Annotated in this window: 18 protein-coding genes; 5 read left to right on the top strand and 13 right to left on the bottom strand. The window is 28.1% G+C overall.

All coding sequences use genetic code 11. The features are described 5' to 3' along the window. Positions 1-16: 16 nt before the first annotated feature. The 3 genes from BQ7474_RS03990 to BQ7474_RS03980 all read right to left on the bottom strand — a co-directional run bounded on the left by BQ7474_RS03990 (position 17) and on the right by BQ7474_RS03980 (position 4,229). Complete coding sequence (locus tag BQ7474_RS03990) at positions 17-1,741, bottom strand: ABC transporter ATP-binding protein (protein ID WP_073997703.1); 1,725 nt, start codon at positions 1,739-1,741, stop codon at positions 17-19. After that, positions 1,738-3,507, bottom strand: coding sequence for an ABC transporter ATP-binding protein (locus BQ7474_RS03985; RefSeq protein ID WP_073997702.1), 1,770 nt, complete (start codon positions 3,505-3,507; stop codon positions 1,738-1,740). Before BQ7474_RS03985 ends, BQ7474_RS03990 begins: the two co-directional genes overlap by 4 nt. 107 nt (positions 3,508-3,614) lie before the next feature. Further along, positions 3,615-4,229: a TetR/AcrR family transcriptional regulator gene (locus BQ7474_RS03980; RefSeq protein WP_073997701.1), complete on the bottom strand. Its 615-nt coding sequence runs from the start codon at positions 4,227-4,229 to the stop codon at positions 3,615-3,617. 284 nt (positions 4,230-4,513) lie between these two features. Between BQ7474_RS03980 and BQ7474_RS03975 the strand changes: the two genes are divergently transcribed. Then, positions 4,514-4,900 (top strand): plasmid mobilization protein, encoded by a 387-nt coding sequence (locus BQ7474_RS03975; RefSeq protein WP_073997700.1) that lies wholly within the window; start codon positions 4,514-4,516, stop codon positions 4,898-4,900. Between the two features lie 107 nt (positions 4,901-5,007). Here the strand turns inward: BQ7474_RS03975 and BQ7474_RS03970 are convergent, their stop codons facing one another. From BQ7474_RS03970 to BQ7474_RS03935, 8 genes are all read right to left on the bottom strand, one after another. Beyond that, positions 5,008-6,276, bottom strand: coding sequence for a hypothetical protein (locus BQ7474_RS03970; RefSeq protein ID WP_073997699.1), 1,269 nt, complete (start codon positions 6,274-6,276; stop codon positions 5,008-5,010). A gap of 302 nt (positions 6,277-6,578) precedes the next feature. After that, complete coding sequence (locus BQ7474_RS03965) at positions 6,579-7,172, bottom strand: type IV toxin-antitoxin system AbiEi family antitoxin domain-containing protein (RefSeq protein ID WP_073997698.1); 594 nt, start codon at positions 7,170-7,172, stop codon at positions 6,579-6,581. A gap of 383 nt (positions 7,173-7,555) precedes the next feature. Continuing rightward, the gene (locus BQ7474_RS03960; protein ID WP_073997697.1) at positions 7,556-9,280 is read right to left on the bottom strand and encodes a DUF2326 domain-containing protein; all 1,725 of its coding nucleotides are present in this window, start codon (positions 9,278-9,280) and stop codon (positions 7,556-7,558) included. Beyond that, positions 9,271-9,498, bottom strand: coding sequence for an ABC-three component system middle component 6 (locus BQ7474_RS11060; protein ID WP_073997696.1), 228 nt, complete (start codon positions 9,496-9,498; stop codon positions 9,271-9,273). Before BQ7474_RS11060 ends, BQ7474_RS03960 begins: the two co-directional genes overlap by 10 nt. Next, complete coding sequence (locus BQ7474_RS03950) at positions 9,482-10,459, bottom strand: ABC-three component system protein (protein WP_073997695.1); 978 nt, start codon at positions 10,457-10,459, stop codon at positions 9,482-9,484. Before BQ7474_RS03950 ends, BQ7474_RS11060 begins: the two co-directional genes overlap by 17 nt. Positions 10,460-10,484: 25 nt before the next feature. Then, positions 10,485-10,640 carry a helix-turn-helix domain-containing protein gene (locus BQ7474_RS11055; protein WP_218188974.1) on the bottom strand — a complete coding sequence of 52 codons (156 nt, stop codon included), beginning with the start codon at positions 10,638-10,640 and terminating at the stop codon, positions 10,485-10,487. 651 nt (positions 10,641-11,291) lie between these two features. Continuing rightward, complete coding sequence (locus BQ7474_RS03940; RefSeq protein ID WP_073997694.1) at positions 11,292-12,965, bottom strand: recombinase family protein; 1,674 nt, start codon at positions 12,963-12,965, stop codon at positions 11,292-11,294. A 111-nt stretch (positions 12,966-13,076) separates the two neighbouring features. After that, a complete protein-coding gene (locus BQ7474_RS03935) occupies positions 13,077-13,211 on the bottom strand; it encodes a cobalt ABC transporter (protein ID WP_235821471.1) in 135 nt (44 codons plus the stop codon). Positions 13,212-13,347: 136 nt separating this feature from the next. On the opposite strand from BQ7474_RS03935, the gene BQ7474_RS03930 reads away from it, so the two are divergent. Then, on the top strand, positions 13,348-13,944 hold the full coding sequence (locus BQ7474_RS03930) for a hypothetical protein (protein WP_073997693.1): 597 nt from the start codon (positions 13,348-13,350) through the stop codon (positions 13,942-13,944). 47 nt (positions 13,945-13,991) lie between these two features. Here BQ7474_RS03930 and BQ7474_RS03925 read toward each other — a convergent pair whose 3' ends face one another. Continuing rightward, positions 13,992-14,366, bottom strand: a complete 375-nt coding sequence (locus BQ7474_RS03925; protein ID WP_073997692.1) for a hypothetical protein — start codon at positions 14,364-14,366, stop codon at positions 13,992-13,994. A gap of 364 nt (positions 14,367-14,730) precedes the next feature. On the opposite strand from BQ7474_RS03925, the gene BQ7474_RS03920 reads away from it, so the two are divergent. Then, complete coding sequence (locus tag BQ7474_RS03920) at positions 14,731-15,297, top strand: helix-turn-helix domain-containing protein (RefSeq protein WP_073997051.1); 567 nt, start codon at positions 14,731-14,733, stop codon at positions 15,295-15,297. Beyond that, positions 15,261-16,112 carry an IS3 family transposase gene (locus BQ7474_RS03915; RefSeq protein WP_073997485.1) on the top strand — a complete coding sequence of 284 codons (852 nt, stop codon included), beginning with the start codon at positions 15,261-15,263 and terminating at the stop codon, positions 16,110-16,112. Before BQ7474_RS03920 ends, BQ7474_RS03915 begins: the two co-directional genes overlap by 37 nt. Here BQ7474_RS03915 and BQ7474_RS03910 read toward each other — a convergent pair whose 3' ends face one another. Then, positions 16,113-17,210, bottom strand: coding sequence for a hypothetical protein (locus tag BQ7474_RS03910; RefSeq protein WP_073997691.1), 1,098 nt, complete (start codon positions 17,208-17,210; stop codon positions 16,113-16,115). It abuts the gene before it with no gap. A gap of 597 nt (positions 17,211-17,807) precedes the next feature. Between BQ7474_RS03910 and BQ7474_RS03905 the strand changes: the two genes are divergently transcribed. Then, complete coding sequence (locus tag BQ7474_RS03905; RefSeq protein WP_073997690.1) at positions 17,808-18,788, top strand: site-specific integrase; 981 nt, start codon at positions 17,808-17,810, stop codon at positions 18,786-18,788. Positions 18,789-18,913: the final 125 nt, after the last annotated feature.

The raw sequence follows: 18,913 nt of genomic DNA, 5'->3' as shown, positions 1-18,913 counted from the left end.
CCTTTAAAATTGATTGTTACTGTACAATCTTCCATTCTTTAGACTTTTCTTGATAATTCCATAAGTCTTTATATAGTCCTTCATTTTTTATAAGTTCTTCATGCTTCCCAACTTCCTCTACCTTTCCTTTGTTTAAAACAACAATTTTATCAGCTCCCATTACGCTCCTTAATTTATGAGCTACAACCACAACTGTTTTATTTTTAATTAAATTTGATATTGCTTCCTGTATAATAAGTTCATTTTCAGGATCAAGTGAAGATGTTGCTTCATCAAGTAGTATTATTGGTGCATTTTTTAATATTGCTCTCGCTATTGATATTCTTTGTTTCTCACCTCCAGACAGAGTCGCTCCTCCTTGTCCAATCATAGTGTCAAATCCATCATCTTTTTTGACTATAAAGTCATAAGCTCCTGCCATTTTTGCAGCATTCATGATTTCATCTTTACTTGCATCTTCATTTCCAAATTTTATGTTGTTATAAATTGTGTCTTTAAAAAGATACACATCTTGAAAAACAACAGAAAATTTATCCATTAATTTATCAGGGTCGGCTGTTAGCAAATCTACTCCACCAATTTTAATTGTCCCTTCATTAGGATCATAAAATCTGGAAATTAATTTAATTAGTGTAGATTTTCCAGAGCCAGAGTAACCAACAAAAGCAGTTAATTCATTTTCATTAATGTCTAATGAAACATTATCGATAACCTTAGATTCCTTGTAAGAAAATGAAACATCGCAGATTTCAATTTTGTTGCTTTCGTTTACATCGGAATTTCCTGACATAGGTTTAGCGTTAAGTAAGTTAATGATTCTCTCTCCTGAAACTGATGCCATTTGTAGACCTGTATAATTTACAAGTGCAAGCTCCAAGGGATCAAAAATCCTTGTGCCTACAAATAAGAACATTAAAAATGTATCAATTTCCAAAGATCCATTTATAAATAAATAGGAACCAACTAAACTCATCAAAGGAAGTCCTATTCTTAAAATCATACTTGCTATAGTAGTTAATGAACCAACCCCTTTCTCACTCTTAATATTTGCATTTCTTGAGTTATCTATATCTTCTTCAAGTTTTATTAATGTATCATCTAAGCTGTTATAAGCTTTTAGAGTCTTAATGGCATCCAAATATTCGTTTATATCTTCTTCCTCTTTTATCCTCATTTTCTTTGTTTTCAAATAAATTTTTTTCTGAAAGTTTTGCATGAGTGTAAGAAGTAGAACAGAAATAGGTAGTCCAATAAGAGTTGCTATTCCCATTTTTACATTAATTATCAAAAATAATATTGAGCAAAGAACCGCTACACATATACCACTGAAAAATTGAGGTAATTGATGAGTTACTGCCGTTTCAACTTTGAAAAAATCATTCATTAATGTATCTAAGATCTCTGCTGAACTTTTCCCTGAAATATAACCTATTGGCAGTTTTCTTATGTGGTCTGCAAGCTCTATTCTTCCATCTGCACTTGTCTTGTATCCAAGTTCATAGGTATATTTTGTGGCTAAATTTTCCAATAAGAATGTTATTAAGAAAAATACTGCCATTATCCCAAAATACTTCCATAAAAGGCTCGTATCTATACTATCTGAACCTCTATTTAAAAATAGTGTTTCTACAATTTTCGCCAAAGCAATAAATGGTATAAGGTTGGAAATAGATGCCAAAACATTTAAAATAATTGATTTTCTTATATTATTCATCTTTCCTAATGTAATATTTCTTATCATTCATTCTCACTCCCTTCTATGTCCATTTGCCAAATATTTGTCTTCTTATAAATATCAAAGAGTCGCTTATATATTCCATCTGCAACGATTAAATCTTCATGCTTACCTCTTTCTGCAATTTTTCCATCAGATATTACTAAAATTTGATTTGCATGCTCTATGGTATTTAACCTATGAGCAATCATGATAACCGTCTTATCCTTAACCAATTCAGATAAAGCTTCCTGCATAAGATATTCATTTTCAGAGTCTGCAAAACTTGTTGCCTCGTCTAATACTAATATTGGTGCATTCTTTAAAATCGCTCTTGCTACAGCAATACGTTGTTTCTCTCCTCCAGATAAATAAGTCCCTTTACCCAAAACAGTGTCATACCCATCAGGAAGTTTTACAATAAAATCATGACATCTTGCTTTTTTGCAGGCTTTTATAACATCTTCTTTTGTAGAACCTGTCTTTGCCATAGCAACATTATTGAATACTGTATCTGTAATAAGATCGCTGTCTTGAAAAACGAATGCTATCTTGTCCATTAAGACGTTTATAGGAATATTTTTTATATTAACCCCACCAATTTTAATAGAGCCTTCTGAAGGATCGTAAAATCTCGGTATTAGCGTTCCAATGGTAGATTTACCTGCTCCTGAATAGCCAACTAATGCTGTAACTTCTCCTTGTTTAGCACAGAAGCTTATATTCTTTAAAACCTCTTCATCTCCATAAGAAAAGCTTACATTCTCGAATACAAGATTATGACCTTTTATCTCTTCCTCGCTATTTTCAATTGCCAATTCTTTTTGATCTATAATTTCGTAGATTCTCAAAACAACTTCATTTAGTAAATTCATTCCTTCTGCAAAATCTCTAAGTTTTAATGCAGGTACGCTAATGGCAGGTGCAAGAATCAAATAGAAAATAAAAACTGTAGCAAAATCCAAGTTATTATTTCGTGACATTAAAAGTATTCCTACTGGAACTATGAATGTAGCAACAGATAAAATAAACATTCTAAATGAAACAAATCCCGGTCTTATCATTGATGTAATCGAACTTGTAAAGTCTCTATATTCTCCTACTGACTTTGAAAAAGTTTTAAATGATTTTGCTCCTGTTCCAAATATTTTCACTTCCGGCATACCTTTAACGTATTCAGTAGTTGCTGAATTAATTTGATCCAAAATCGCAAAGTTCTTCTCAAGTCCACCCGACTTTATAATCTTTGCCATGATTGCAATCTGAATTCCTAAACCAACAAATATAATTAACAAAGTCGTAAGACCTAATATTAAATTTATCTTCAACATAACAATTATCATTGCTAAAATTAGTGCTAAAGTTGAAATTAAATTTGGTAATTGATGAGAAAAATATCCCTCAATTTGATTCATGTCCGATCCTAATACTTGCCTTATTTTTGACTTGTTGTCTCCGGTAAAAAACCCTAAAGGAAGATTTCCAATATGAAATAATATCTTCTTTTTTAAGTTAGCTATTAAAACATATGAAAACTTATGGCATAAAATACCGCCAATGTAAGTTAAGCAATATGACAGTACCACTGCTGCAAGTCCATAGATGCAGAACTGTATTGTACTTTGTTCTAATTTTCCATATAAAAATAGAGATTTTATGACTTTGTATATCACCAAAATTGGACAAATACTTAATAGCATCCCAAGACTAACAAATAATATTCCTCCTACAAGTTGTCCTTTTTTTATTTCACTGTAGGAAATAATATCTTTGATTGATTTCTTCTTTTTCATCTAAAACATGCCTCCTTACCGAACGAGTTCGTTCATTTACCTTAAAACTAATACAAGGAAAACACCATTGATGTTTCCCTTGTAAAATACTTATATTTTATTTTTTTCTAATGAGGTCTTTGAAATAGTTCGCTTATTATTCCAAAGGCTTCACTTGAATTTGTTTTGTTTTCTCCCTTAATAATATAGTCATTATATATTGTTCCAACAGCTCCGTATAAAATAAAAGCTGCGAAACTTCTCACATTTTCTCTGTTTATTCCCATATTATTTTCTATTTTTTTATTTTCAATTCCTTCCATTATAAACTCTGAATAGACATCTATAAATTTCCCAATGTAATGAATCAATTCCCATAGCCTGTACGAGTTATCTGTAATTGAATTCTCTTTTGAAAAATTATATCTAGTCGTGAACTGACCGATATCTTTTACTATAAGTTCTCTTAGAATTTTTATTCTTTCCTCGTAATCTATTTCCTTGTTTTGAAGGATACCTAACTTATTTTTTAATTTTTCATCAAAGTAAGTTTCCATACACGCCAAGAAAATATCTTCTTTTGATTTGAAATAATAATAAAACATTCCCGGCGCTCCATTAACTTCTGCGAGAATATCTCTAACAGAAACTTTCTCATACCCATACTTTTCAAAAAGTCTGGATGCTATGTTTATAAGTTCCTGTTTTCTTTCTTCTGGATCTTTTACATTTCTCTTTGCCAAAACCTCACCACCTATTGACCGACACTCGTTCTTTAATAAAGATTATCATTTTCTTATACTTTTGTCAATAGTGCCCTGAAATTATATTCTGAGTATGGTATAATTTTATTTACTATAAATAACACGCTTAGCGCTTATAACTTTAATAGCAAGCACAGTAAGTGAGTACCCACTTACGAAAAATTGATGAAGCAGAACCTTTATGGACTGCTTCTTTTTTTATCAATTTTACCTTGTTAGGGAGAACCCTAAGACCCCAATATTTTATGATAAGGAGATATACTATGGATAATAGAAAAAGAAATAATCAACTAAAAATATATTTAACAGATGAAGAAAAAGAAGTTTTTGAAAAGAAAATGAAACTTGCTAATTGCAAAACTATGTCCCACTTTCTTAGAAAATGTGTATTAGAAAAAGAGATCTACGTTGTAGATTTAGAACCATTTAGAAACCTACAATGGCTACTTTCGAATGCAACAAATAATATAAACCAGATTGCAAAAACTACTAATACAACTGGTGTTATTTACAAAAATGAAATTGAATCAATGAATAAACAGATAGAAAAATTATCAAAAGAAATATGGCAGATCCATTCCCTACTTCTTAATAAATCAAAAGAAAGTTCTGGTGATCAGTATGGCAATTACAAAGATACATCATATTAGGAGGGCTGATACACAAAACTTTTCACAGACCCACTACCAATTTGACCTTCTATAAAAGAAGATACAAGACATTTTAGTCTTATGTATCTTCTTTTAATTTTATTATACTATAATTCACTCGCTGATTTTATAATAATCTCTTCTGATATCACTTTAAGTAATGGTATTTCCTTTAATAAGGCTTTAGAATCTTTAAAAGGCTTATAAATTCCTCTTTCATTCAATCTAACTTCATTTGACTTGCTGTGAACAAGTGAATTTCTAGTTTTATATACTCTATTAGCCAATTTCTTAAATATATGTTTTTTGTCTCCTATTAAATCTATTGCATCTCCATTTGAAAAATTAACCTTATTGTTTTTATAGTATTCTATAACATCTTCATCAATTTCATCCAATTTTTCTATTGTCTTTTCAATATCTATATACTTTCTTAATGTTAATTCCAGTGCTTCCAATTCACTTCCTACTGTACTTTCAGTTCTCTTTTTATTAATTAAATCTACAAGTTTCATTATATCTTTTTCTCTTTTTGTAGAAAATCCCGGATCTAACAATATTTCCTTAACATTATTAACAACACCTTCTTTATATATTTCTTCATAAAAATATTCCATAATGTGATAAAATCCTATGAATTGTACAAACGGATCTTCTGAAGAGACCGCCATATGGTACTGTTCTGTTAAATCTTGTTTATATAATAATCTTGGTGCATCTAACTCTTCGCTCTTGTAAGAGCTATTTTTATTCCTATACCTAATATTTAATAATTCATCTAAGCTATTCATAATCCTGAAGGAATATCCATAGTTATAGCAAAAGTTAAATAAAAATGAATTAATATAATCATTAAGTTTATTTTTATCAATATCTTTTTTATATGAAACAATTAGTGAATAAGGATTTCTAAAACAAACTCTTAATAAATTAAATAAATTCTCGCCTTCATCTCCTCGCAATCTAGGAGGAAAAATCATAAAAGTTCTTTTTAAACTTTCCAAGTCTATTTCTTTAATAATATTCCATACCATTACATCTGATATTTCTTGAAATTTATATTCAATATTATTCATGGAGTCTTTAATATTAGTAGATATTACTCGTTCCTCAAGTTTATATGGCAATAGTCTTCGAACCATTTTATTTGTTTGATAAATAATAACTTCATAGCTATTATTAGTTGAAACTGTAAATTGCGACAAATCCGATTTTATTGCATCATTGGTAATATTATTATAGTCAGGTTTACTAAATTCATAACTTTTTTCACCCACAGTATAGCTAATACTATCTTCGCTATAATCTATATTAAATTCTTTATTAAATCTTCTTAATATAAACTTTACTTTATCAATAAATTCATCCCATTCCATATTTACTCGTCTCCTTAAAAATTTGTATATTCTTATAATGTTGAATTTTTATTGCTTCTTCGTCCTTGATATTAGAATCATCTTACTTTATATAGGTTTAAACCACTTCTTTTATATAGTTTTCAATCACTAATAAAATTTTTTCTTTGCGGACTTTCCTTGCGCAATATATGATAGCTCAATTCTCAAACTCTTTGGTTTTTTCTGCTAATTTAATGCATCTACTACAAACGTTATAATGTTAATTCTTTTATGTGTCTCAATAAGATTTTGTTCATCTCCTTCAATACAACCTTTGAAAATTAAATCTTTGATAATACCTCCATATATTTTCTAATTTCATCTTCTATTTTAAATAGTCTGCTGTATTTTATGAGTCGTCTTAGATTTTTATTTGGTGATTTAAAGTATCTTTTTATGGCTTCTGTAAAAATATGCTTATCTATTTTTTCTCTGTCGATTATGATATCGCATATTGTTCTTTCAATATCATAAACTGGAATAAGGTTGCCTTGTGGTGATTTTATTTCTATCTTTCCTAGTTCGTATAAATCTTTTTTTACATAGTGAACTTGTAGATCTTCGTATCTTTTCTTGATATGACTTGCATTATAGCCTTGGGGTACAGATATATGAAATACATTTGGAGTTCTATCTGATAGGTCGTGGAGATATAGGGCTGTTTGATTGGAAAATATTATTCGATTACTATTGGATGATATTAAAACAAAATCGTCTATTATTTTTCCTTTTAATTGATATAGTCCTGGTCTTAATCTTTCTAATTGTCCGATTTTTGTTAATTCTGATAAATTATGCCTAGTATATCCAAGTTCTTCTGCTTCTTTGTTAGTTATTATTAAATTTTCTTGTATATACTCTTTAAGTGTATTCATAGTCTGCCTCCTCTCGTTTACGCTTTTATTATGTGTTATAAAAGCGTATATGTAAAGTTGGCTCGTGATTGTTTTGTATTTTGAAAAGGATGTAACGAATCCTTACACCCTTTCTAAAATTATTCTTTCTTAACTCAATATTCTAATTTAGTATATATCTCTAGTAATATGTGTTTAAGGTTTTACATACTTTAACTTCTATTCTACTTATTTATTTACAACTATACTGTTTGCTTAATACTCTAATCTATTGTTCACATAAAATATTCTGTCTTGTATTTTGGTTTAAGTTCTATATAGAATATACAATTCCTACATTGTATCAAGTTTTACATACATATTTTCTACAATATAAAAGAGTAAGAAATTCTTACTCTTCTATACTATTGTTCAATTTTAAATAATTTATCAGTTTGTGATAATTCCACAATAATATTCGCTTTACTCAATAGATCTTCAGGCAACTTATCTTTCAATATTGAAATTACCAATTGAATGTCTTTTTTAATAACAAAATCCGAAACTTTCAACAATTGATTATCATGCATCAATTCTTTTTTATCATTTAATAAAAAATGCAAAGAGGATATTCCTTCTTCATCTGCAAACATTATATATGCCAAATCAAAACATAGAATTTCTCCTTGTTTTTTGCCTGAACTCATATTTGAGTTAAATGTACTAAATTTATATACTGGCTTATTTGTCTTTTTATTATTAATAATCTCATATGTCAGCGCATATTTTTCTCCATATAACTCATATGATACCGAAGAAAAATATCTATTAAATTTCGTTATTTGCTTCTTAAGTTTTTCTTGAAAATCAGAAGAATATAAATATTGATCAATGTTTTTAAGTTCATTCTCTGTTGTTTCGAGAATTGAATCTACCTCGTTTATTTGTGAAATTGTATTTTCATACTCGCCTTTTAATCTATATTTTTCATTTATTTCAGAAATAATATTTTCTAAATCATTAAATGAATCACTCTTGGAAATTTTTATAGATAATTTTTTTTCATCACTTAACAATTCTTTTAAAGTTCTCTTCTCATTTTTAATTCTATCATTTAAAACAGGTAATTCTTTTGTTATAAATGAAATCTTCTCTACTATCATTTTATTGTGATATACAACTAAATCTTCAAATGTTTTATGCAAATTAGGGATATATTCTTTTGATTCACTATACAGCAATCTTAATTGATCTAAATCAATTGTAGACACATCTTTTTCCATCTCGTTTTTGGCTTCAATGATCATGTCCCTTCTTATTTCTAGTTTAGTAATAAGTGAACTTAACCTATTTATTTTATATTTTGTTTCATTTAATTTATTTAAATCCTCTTCAAAATTTTCATTTATATTTAATAAAGATTTTTTGTTATTTAACTCAACTATTTCATCTTCAATTATAGCTAATGCAACCTCATATGAATTTTTCTTTTGTTTTTTTTCAAGCCTCTCTTTATATGCATTTTCCTGCTTTATCTTATTAGTAAGCGCTTGTTTTTTGGCTCCACTATCAAATCCACATCCTAAAAGATATAGGTATAGAGTTTCATATTCAACATCAGTAGTAAAAGAATTTAATGTTTTTAATGTCTTATTAATACTATTGTCCTTATATCTAATATTATGAGATATTATTTGCTTAAAAGAAGGTTTTTCATTTTTATGTTCTGGAAATATTTTTGCTAATAGTTCATTTTCAAAATCTTTTTTCAATATCGATTTACCATTTATTTTCCTTATAGCATTTTTCCCTGATAGAAAATTACGCTCAATAACTAATCGTTTTTTTTCTTGCATGTTAAATCCATTTACAAGGGTTAATGTTATTAACACTTCCTGATTTATTAAAAAACTTTTGACCTCTTCATATACTTTATTTTTATTTTCTTCATCTGTGTAAATATCCTTACCTTCTCCTCCCAGGCAAAAATAAATTAATTTTAAAACTGTCGTTTTACCTACATTATTCCCTGTTGATTTTAAGTCATCTGTTAAAGGGGTGTCATCAATTATTAAATTCATACCTGTATGAAATTTCATCTCTCGAATTGTTTCATATTTAGTAGAAATTTTCAGTTTTTCTATAAACATTTTCTTACTACCCCCTTCTCACTTATTTGAGCTAATTGTATTAAATATAACCAGTCAAGACTCAATACGAACACGGAAAATGACATGTTACTTGACTTTTTTACATTATAGTATAATTCTAAAATCATTTGTTCTGTTTTCTTCTCAAGCTCTGTTAAAATAACATAACCATTATAATAAATACTAAGTTCAGGATGAATATTATCTGGTAATAACATGATTATATCCCTCCGGATTATTAAATATTTTACATCTAATAAAAGCATCTACAACCAGTATATCCGTACACAATTGTAGTTCTTCCATCGGTATTTCTATATAATTACTACTTCCAATTATAACTTTCATAACACAATTAATTATTTCATAAAAAATGTCTGTAGGAGTATAATTTAATCTATTTAATTCTATATACTGCCTTCTAATCTCCTGTAATACAGAAAAACTTTTATTTTTACCCTCTCTATCAAACTCACTGTATATTTCATCAAGTCTGTGATAAAAAATTTTATACTCATCAATTATGTCTTTAGCATCTTCTAAATCATTAAATAAAATTTTATCCTCTATAGCAAAAGAGTTGATTTCTGGAGAACCAGCATTAATATCAAGTGTCTCCTCTGCTAAAATGTTAATAACTTTGGCTAAATTTGACTCAATTTTAACGCAATCAACATCCTGCCCTAACTCAGCTTTTATAAAATCATATAAACACCTTTGCTTAGAAACTGTTTGATTTAAAGTTTTTTTAAGAAGTAACCCAATATCCCATATATCTTGTTTTGGATTAAATTGCATACTATATGGATTTTGAAAAGTTTTATTTTTTAGAGAAGAAGGTGCATCCTTAGAAATAGACATAAACTTGTATTTATAATCTTTGTACTTAGTATATACATTTTTGCTTAGAGAATTTTCAATTTTTGTTTTTGTACAGGTTGAAGAAACTTGCACAACAACTTTATTTTTATGATCTATTAAATCTATACCATCTATATTTTGGTATGAAAAATTTAAATTTTCTAATTCTAAACCAAAAATAATATTACACAAATTGGCGAAAAAATTTTCAGAATGGATATTAAGTTCCAAAAGGTTTAGTTTACTTCTCACTTCTATTCTATATGCTAGCGTATTTAATTTTTCTTCTATGTAATTAAAATAATTTGTCCTATTCACTTAATACCATCCTATTTCTTACTATTTATTCCTTAAATAATAAATATGGTTCTATCTCTAAAGCATCTGCTATTTTTTGTACATTATCCAACGCAATGCTTCTTTTTGTACACTCTAATGCACTTATATATGTTCTATGCAATCCGGATTTTTCAGCAAAAGCTTCTTGCGATAAACCCATTTCATTTCGATATTTTTTACGTTTTTAGAAAAAACTTCTATGATATCCATTATACACTACCTCTATTTTTTTAAAATTTTATCACTGTTGAATACAATTAGTCAACATACAATAAGTAACATATTCTTACATAAGCAATCAAATTTAAAATACTATAGTTCCTAATTTTCTCTTCATTCTCTTGTTTCTTAATTTCTATATAGTTACATAATCAAGAAAATTATATAATTTAAACCTATAATGCTTAGATAATTTTATTAGACTTTTTATTAAATTATATTAATACAATTCTGACAGTACTTATTTATCAAGTATTTTTTCTTTATATGATTTTATTCATATAAATCTCTTATTATTTTTTCTGATTAATACGCAAGTTTATTTTAAAATGTAGGTCTTTTTTCATAATTAAATATAAACATAAAGTCCTGATACAACCTTGGATATTCTAATTGCAAAAAGAGCAGCCTTTTAAGCTACTCTTATAGAAAGTACAAAATGAGTTAATTATATTCTTTGTGTCTCCTCATACCAGTTGCAAAACTACTCTTACGTCCATGTAGTTTTTTTGAGTCTTTTTGACGTATCCTTCTTCATCTTTATCGAAGACAAAATGCTTATAAAACTGCTTAAAATGCAGGATTTCTAAGTTTACATCTTTTGTATCAACGCTATAGTCTCGACATTATCTATTTTGTCCAAACTATAATCAAGGTCATGATCTATAAGCGGAAGCTTGAAAACAACCGATTTTATCCAAGTTCCATTTTTAGGTTTTTCGTCATAGATTTGAATTTCTTCTATCAATTCATTAAGTAATCTCTTCTTGTCGATATCTGAAAGGACTGTATAAAGGCTATTAAAATTAACAAGGATTTTATAAATATTATCTGATGTTATTTTTTCTTCAAGGATCGCCTCTTTCCTTTTTCTGCTATCATTTAACTGCATTTCTGCATATTCTAACTGATCATATATTGCATCAAGTCTGAGATTTAAATCAGTATATTTTCTATCATAATGTTTTTCTTCAAAATTTAAAGAGTCTATTTGATTAATTAGTGATGCTTTTGTACCTGTTAATTGCCTAATCTTCGCTAAGTGCTTATTAATAACTTCGTCAATCTCTTTAGTATCTATTTTAATATTGATTTTTTCTTCAATTTTTTTGGCAAAAGTAGGATTGCTAACTATTTGAGTAATTATTGTTTCAACTTCTTTTTCAATTAATTCAGCCCTAATTTGTTTATTAAAAGTACATGTATGTCCATTCATCATTTGTCGATGTTTGCAACCGTAATAGTAATAATCTTTATAATGCTCTCCTTCTTTGTTTTTATTACGTTTTCGGCTTTTATTTCCATATAAACCAGCACCACAATATGGGCATTTTATTAGATTTGATAAGATATGAACTCTTTCATCTTTTCCTCTATTTACCTTTTCATACTTTTTAGCTTGAGATTTTCTTTTTTCCTGTACTTCATTCCACAACTCATCGTCAATTAAAGGTTCATGATTTCCTTGAGCTATAATATAATGATCAGATTTTTCTAATTTAATTTTACCAGTAGTTTTATCTTTAATCGTTTTTCTTCTTCCATATGCAATTTTCCCATTATATACAGGATTGTCCAATATTTGTCTTACTAAACTAGCTGAAAAATATGGATTCTTGCCATTTTGTCTTATAGGTTTATTAATACCTAAAGAAACTAAATACTTAGATACTCCATTGGCTCCCATATCTGAATTAGCATATAAATCAAAAATCATCCTTACTGCTTTAGCTTCTTCTTCATTAACAACTAATTCTCCATTATCTAAGGAATAGCCAATTGGAGCAAAACCACCATTCCATTTACCTTCTCTAGCCTTTTGTTTTCGACCTTCCATAGTTTGAGAAAGTATATTTTCACGTTCCATTTCTGCTACTGCTGAAAGAATTGTTATAACAAGCTTTCCAGAATCTTTAGAACTATCTAAACTATCATCAACACAAATCAGATTTACATTATGATTTTCCATGACTTGCAATGACTGCAATACATCCGCTGCATTTCTTCCAAATCTAGATAATTTAAAAACCATTACATAATCAACTTTATCTTTTTCAGCTTCTATATCATTAAGCATAGCTATGAATTCATTTCTACCTGAAATAGATGTTCCTGATTTTCCAGCATCTTTATAGGTTTTTATTATTTCTATACCATAAGCTTTTGCATACTGTTTTATTCTTTCTTCCTGAGCATCAAGTGAGTAACCATCAATTTGGATAGATGTTGACACCCTAGTATATACATACGCCTTTTTCTTCTTCATTTTTACCACCTAAAGTTTGGACATATTTTCACGTCTATTATACTTATATTTTACATAAATCATAATATAAAAGTCAATGCAGTACCCTAATCCGATGAATTAATATTATCATCATTTTTTTTCTGAACATCTTGGCGGTACTTCCAATTTTTCAAAGTCTATTTGATCTGCATACTTTTCTATTAATTCTTGAAGAAGCACAGCCAATGAATCTAATTGATTATTTTTATTTGATATATTATCCAAGTTAAAATCCTCCGATATTTTAATTTCAACTTGTATATGTCAGAAAATACTGCTTAGCCTTTTCCTACACACAGGTTTTTTTATTGAAAAACTTTTAATGCACATAATAAACGATTAATTGAAGAAAGGAGAAAAAATGAAAAAAGATAGGAAAATCCCATTGTTAAATGAATTTTATTGTCGAGGAAGAATTGTAGGAAAAGGAGGTTTTAAAGAAAGAAATCCATATTTAACAATCTTTATTAAAGGAAAAAAAGAGCCCAATTATATGAAAGTATACTTTGAATCTGTAGATATTCATGATTTTAAAATGAATCAAACTGTTTTTATTACAGGTTTTGTGAAAAGCCCTGTCATTCCTTATTTATATGAAGGTAGGAAAGAACAGTATTTTCTTGGTGAAAAAATAGTCTTAGAGAACACTTTGTTATCGGAAGCCTTTGAAATAGAAAATATAGGTTTTTCTTTTAAAAACCCATTTTCACGAGTTTTTCTTAGCGGTTCTGTCTTAAGCATCAAAGAGTTCAATAATTGGATTACGATTCAAGTGCGAGACTATAGGGAGCAAGTCATTACACTTCAATACTCTAAAAACATGCGTGTAAATGATGTTTCGCTCGAAATAAATGACTTTGTTTTCGTATCGGCAATAGTGGTCTCTTCAAGGAAAAATTATGATGGGATTACAGTTGACTATGAGGATTTAATCGTGGATGATTTAGCTGTGAATTAAAAAATAAAAGCTTGAGGTATAATCTCAAGCTTTTATTCTTACTAAATTTACTTATAATTTTTTAGCCCATCTCTTTGGATTTCATGCACAAAGCTATTCCAGTTATTAAAGAATTTTTCATTAAACAAATGGGACAACTTTATGAAGTTTTTAAAGCCTATACTCTCTAAATCAAGCTCTATATCAAAACTTCCATAAACTTCTGCATAGCATCTTATGGTTACTATCATATCGCTTAAAAAGTACTGAAATGACTCACCTTCTCTTTCTAGTAAAATATCTCTAACGCCATCTACACAATAAAAGTGTCCTCCAATATCTAACCATCCTTCTCCATTTATAAGAGATCTTTCTATAGTCATGATATCCATGACTATACTTTTAAAAACCTTATCCAAAAATTCTTCTTTTTCTAGCATCATAATAATTTCCTTTCCTAATAAATTTAGATACGTCTTACAGTCGTTATATGTAAGAATTAATATCCAATAACAAACTTGTCGTCATTGAAAATTCTTCCTATTATTATAAGAGATTGCTACTTATCTTTTACACTAACTAAAGAAAGTAATACTTTCTTTAAATTCTGCTACTTACACCAATCAAATATCTATCCTTTTTCACAATACATATCACTTCTATCCTCATTTAATGAGACCCTGAAATTGACTTTTTATACTATAAACTAAATTTTCAACTTTCTCTTTTTTATTTTTAGAATAATAAAGATACGGCTCCTTGATATGTACCCTCTTTACTGGACAAACCAGTAAGGAGGGTATTTTTATGAAATATAGTTATGAATTCAAAAAAGAATGCGTACAATTGTATAGAGAAGGTAAATGGCCTGATACACCTGAAGGAGCTAAAGAAAAAAACTTTCATGATTCAATTAGAACATGGTTTAAGTTAGAAGAACTTCATGGACCAGAAATTTTAAAACACGGAAATAATATTAATTGGACTGCTGATGAGAAATTAGAAATGATATCTAAAGTGTTAGCTGGAAATTCCATAAAATCTATAGCAATCGAAAATGGAATCAATGATGGACAACTTTATTCATGGGTTAACAAGTATAAAAATTATGGATATAATGGTCTTGTGAATAAAAAGAAAGGCCGTAAATCTAAAAATACAAGTATGAAAAATAATAATAACCATAAAGCAAAAGAACTTAATGAATCTGAAAGAGAAGAACTAATAAAACTTAGAGCAGAAAATGAATATATAAAAGCAGAAAACGAAATAATAAAAAAAGAGATCGCCTTGAGAGAAGAACGTTACGCTGCGCAACTCAAGGCGAAAAAGCAGCGATTGTCAAAGAACTCAAAGAAGAAGGATACAGACTAAAATATCTTTTAAAAGCTATTGATATGCCAAGATCAACATACTATTTTGAAATAAACAAAGTTGATAATATAAAGATTAAGAATAGTCATATTGCAGATAAAATAACTCAAATATTTAACTTACACAAAGGAAGATATGGAGTAAGAAGAGTATATATGGATCTGATAAATCAAGGTTATGTCATAAATCATAAAAGAGTTCAAAGAATAATGCATGAGCTAAAACTATTTGGAAAAAGATCTAAGGAAAAATATCACTCATATAAGGGGAAGGTAGGTAAAGTAGCAGATAATATAATAAATAGAGATTTCAAGGCAGATAGACCTCTACAAAAATGGACTACTGATGTGTCAGAATTTAAATTCTCTTGGGGTAAGTGCTACATATCTCCAATACTTGATATGTATACCAATGAGATTATTTCTTACGACCTATCCTTAAGTCCTAACTTAAATCAGATATCAAATATGTTAGAAAAAGCATTTAATAAATTTCCAAAACTAGATAACTTAATTCTACATTCAGATCAAGGTTGGCAATACCAACATGAATATTATGTAAATGAGCTTAAAAGACATGGTATAAGACAATCCATGTCAAGAAAAGGGAATTGCTATGATAACTCCATTATGGAAACATTCTTTGGAAGGCTAAAAAATGAAGTTTATTACGGATATGAAAAGAGCTATAGCTCTTTTGAAGAATTTTCAAAAGTAATAGAGGAATATATTTACTATTACAACAACGAAAGGATTCAATCAAAAACAAAATGGATGCCACCTACAAAATATAGGTTAGCATCCACTAATAATTAATTAAATATTGTGTCCAGTTTTATGGGTACACATCACCTTGCAAAACAGTCTTTTTATATATCCTAAAATGCGCCCTTTGTTTTTATCTTTTAAAAAAACTTCACTAACAATTTCTAACAAATCTTCTGAATCAAAAAGTATTTGATAACCTAATTGTCTTTCTTGAATTAGAATATCGCTAATCATCAAGCTTCCCCACTCTTTTCCCCTTCGATCCTTTTCCCTATATTTTTTAACGGCTTTCACAAGAAGGTCTCTACACATTAATTTTTGCTTTTCATATGGCTTAAAAAGATTTTTTTCTAAATATAAGAATAATTTTTGACGAAACACTCCTTCATTTAAATTAAAAAGATTTGTTCCTTCAAAAACATTTTTAAACTTATCTGTTTTTTTTATTGTATGCTCATATCTATAAATACTCCCATTTAATATCTCTCCATTTTCATCAACGATGACGATTTCTTTATTTTTATGCTTCTTTTTTGTTTCTTTTGATTTATCATAAAATGTAATTTTATGTCGTTGATTTTGTGCTGTTATTGTTTTGGATTCATAGCCGTCTTTCTCTTTATGGTTTTCAATATCTATGCAAATTTTCATATACGGGATAAATCTAAGCAGAGTACGTAATGGGTCTTCAAAATCTTTAGTATTACCCGTCGTCAAATAATTGTAGTTAATTTCACAATAGCTAAAAATGACATTTGATATGTCTATCTCAATTTTATAATCTTCGTATAATATATTTTTAATTTCCACAACCACATCTTTTAATTCTTCTAAAGAAAAATTTTCTATATTTTGTCCTAGAATGTCCGTTGGAGAAAAATCTATTCTTGCATATAAGCCCCAATCTATGTTGTAACTATTCTCTCTACTTATCACTAATCTCCCAATGCCTCTTCTTTCGATGCGAAGAGATTTTAGATTTTTTGAATTATACTTGATTTTCGCTACTCCATATGATTTGTGATGGCAATCCTTTAACATATCAATATCATATTTTATAACTCTTATATTTTTGAACTTTACTCTATCAAAACCAAATCTATTAAAATTTTCATATCTTACTACGATGTTTTTTCCCATTTTCATAATTCCCCCATATAAAAGAAAGTTTTTATTCTGTCTCTTATATGTAAGAAAAGTTGATGTTTTTATTTTCTACACACAGGATTTTCAATAAATAAAATCTGTTTATACGGTCCATTTATGGACGTATAAACAGATTTAGGGTATTTACCAAGGATAAGTTTTTAAACTCTTTTGTTATTAAGAACCTTTTCTGACAAATTATAAATAGAAGATTGATGGTATGGAGAAAATAAAAAAGATAAGTGATCAAAAATGAGGAAACAAAGAGAGGAAGTCGCAAAATATGAAGTAAGAAAAAAATAAAAAAGATTTATAGAGCAAAAATTTTAAGTATGTAAAAAAATGTATAGTGTAGGAATTCACTTACAAAAGCATTAAATAGCAAGCCAAGCTATCAATCTAAAAATGTGTACTTTAGAGCAAGCCAAGCTCTTTAAAAAATGTGTTTTGTCTTAGATTGGACAACTTAGAAGCTTCTACGGACTCGGTAGTATAAAAAGCTTAGTCTTAACAATTAGAGTAACAAATAAGGCTCTAGAATCGTTTTTAAGAGCTTTAATTTTAAAAAGATAGTTATATATTTGAAAGGAGCATTCTATGTCTTTTAATATCACAAACAAAGCTTTTAACAAAGAATTTGGAATAATAGATGAAGAAAAGAAAAAAACTAAAAAATGGGATAAAAGAAAGCAAAAAAACATTTTAAAAAATCAGATTTATGATAGATTAACAAGAATGTTAAATGATGGTATGAGTACATCAAGAAATGACGATAAAAATGATTTATCAACTACAACAAAAAATAAAATTTATAGCGTTACAACCTATAAGACATATAAAAAACAATGTTATAAATTTGCAGAATATTTGAAAGAAAATAATCCTGAAATAAAGAAAATACAACAAGTTAAAACAGAACACGTAAATGAATATCTTAAAAACTTAACAAATCAAGGCTTATCTGCTTACTCAATTAGCACATCTAAATCAGCTATAGCAAAGGTTTTAAGAACATCATCTACAAACTTTATAGCGACACCTCCAAGGACAAGAAAATCAATTAAAAGAAGTCGATATGAAACTAAAAGAGATAAACACATATCAGAAGAGCTAGAAAGAAAATTTTCTAAAATAACAAGCTCTACAGGATTAAGAAAAAAAGAAATGGAAGCTGTAAGAGGGGTTGATTTAAAAGAAATCAACGGAAAATATTATGTAAAAGTTAGACAAGGAAAAGGTGGAAAAAAACGCTTAGCTTTAATCATGGGCAAAGATAAAGAAGAAACAGATGAAATAATAAATATTTTTAAAGAAGCTGGAGAGCTTAAAATAGCACCAAAATTACCTTCTCATTATGACAACCACCACTACAGAGCAGTATACGCCAAGAGAATTTATAATCATTATGCAAGACCAATAGATGAAATACCTGGTGGTTTAATTTCAGAAGGAGGAGAAAGATACATCATGAGAAATGATAGAGCTGGAGAAATATTAGATCGAAAAGCTATGTTAATAACCAGCAAATACTTAGGACATAATCGTATTGATGTAATCGCTCAATCTTATCTGTACTAAAATAAATAGATGTAGATATAAAATCTAGGTTTGGAGAAATTGATTTAAAGCTAGTTATTTTCTTATGATATACAACATCCACTGAATAAATTTTAAAAAATTGAAACTGAAATAAAGATCTTACA

The organism is Anaerococcus urinomassiliensis (assembly GCF_900128425.1).
Classification (GTDB): Bacteria; Bacillota; Clostridia; order Tissierellales; family Peptoniphilaceae; genus Anaerococcus; species Anaerococcus urinomassiliensis.
Note: the sequence above shows the minus strand (reverse complement) of the source record. Positions and strands in the feature narration are given on the sequence as shown.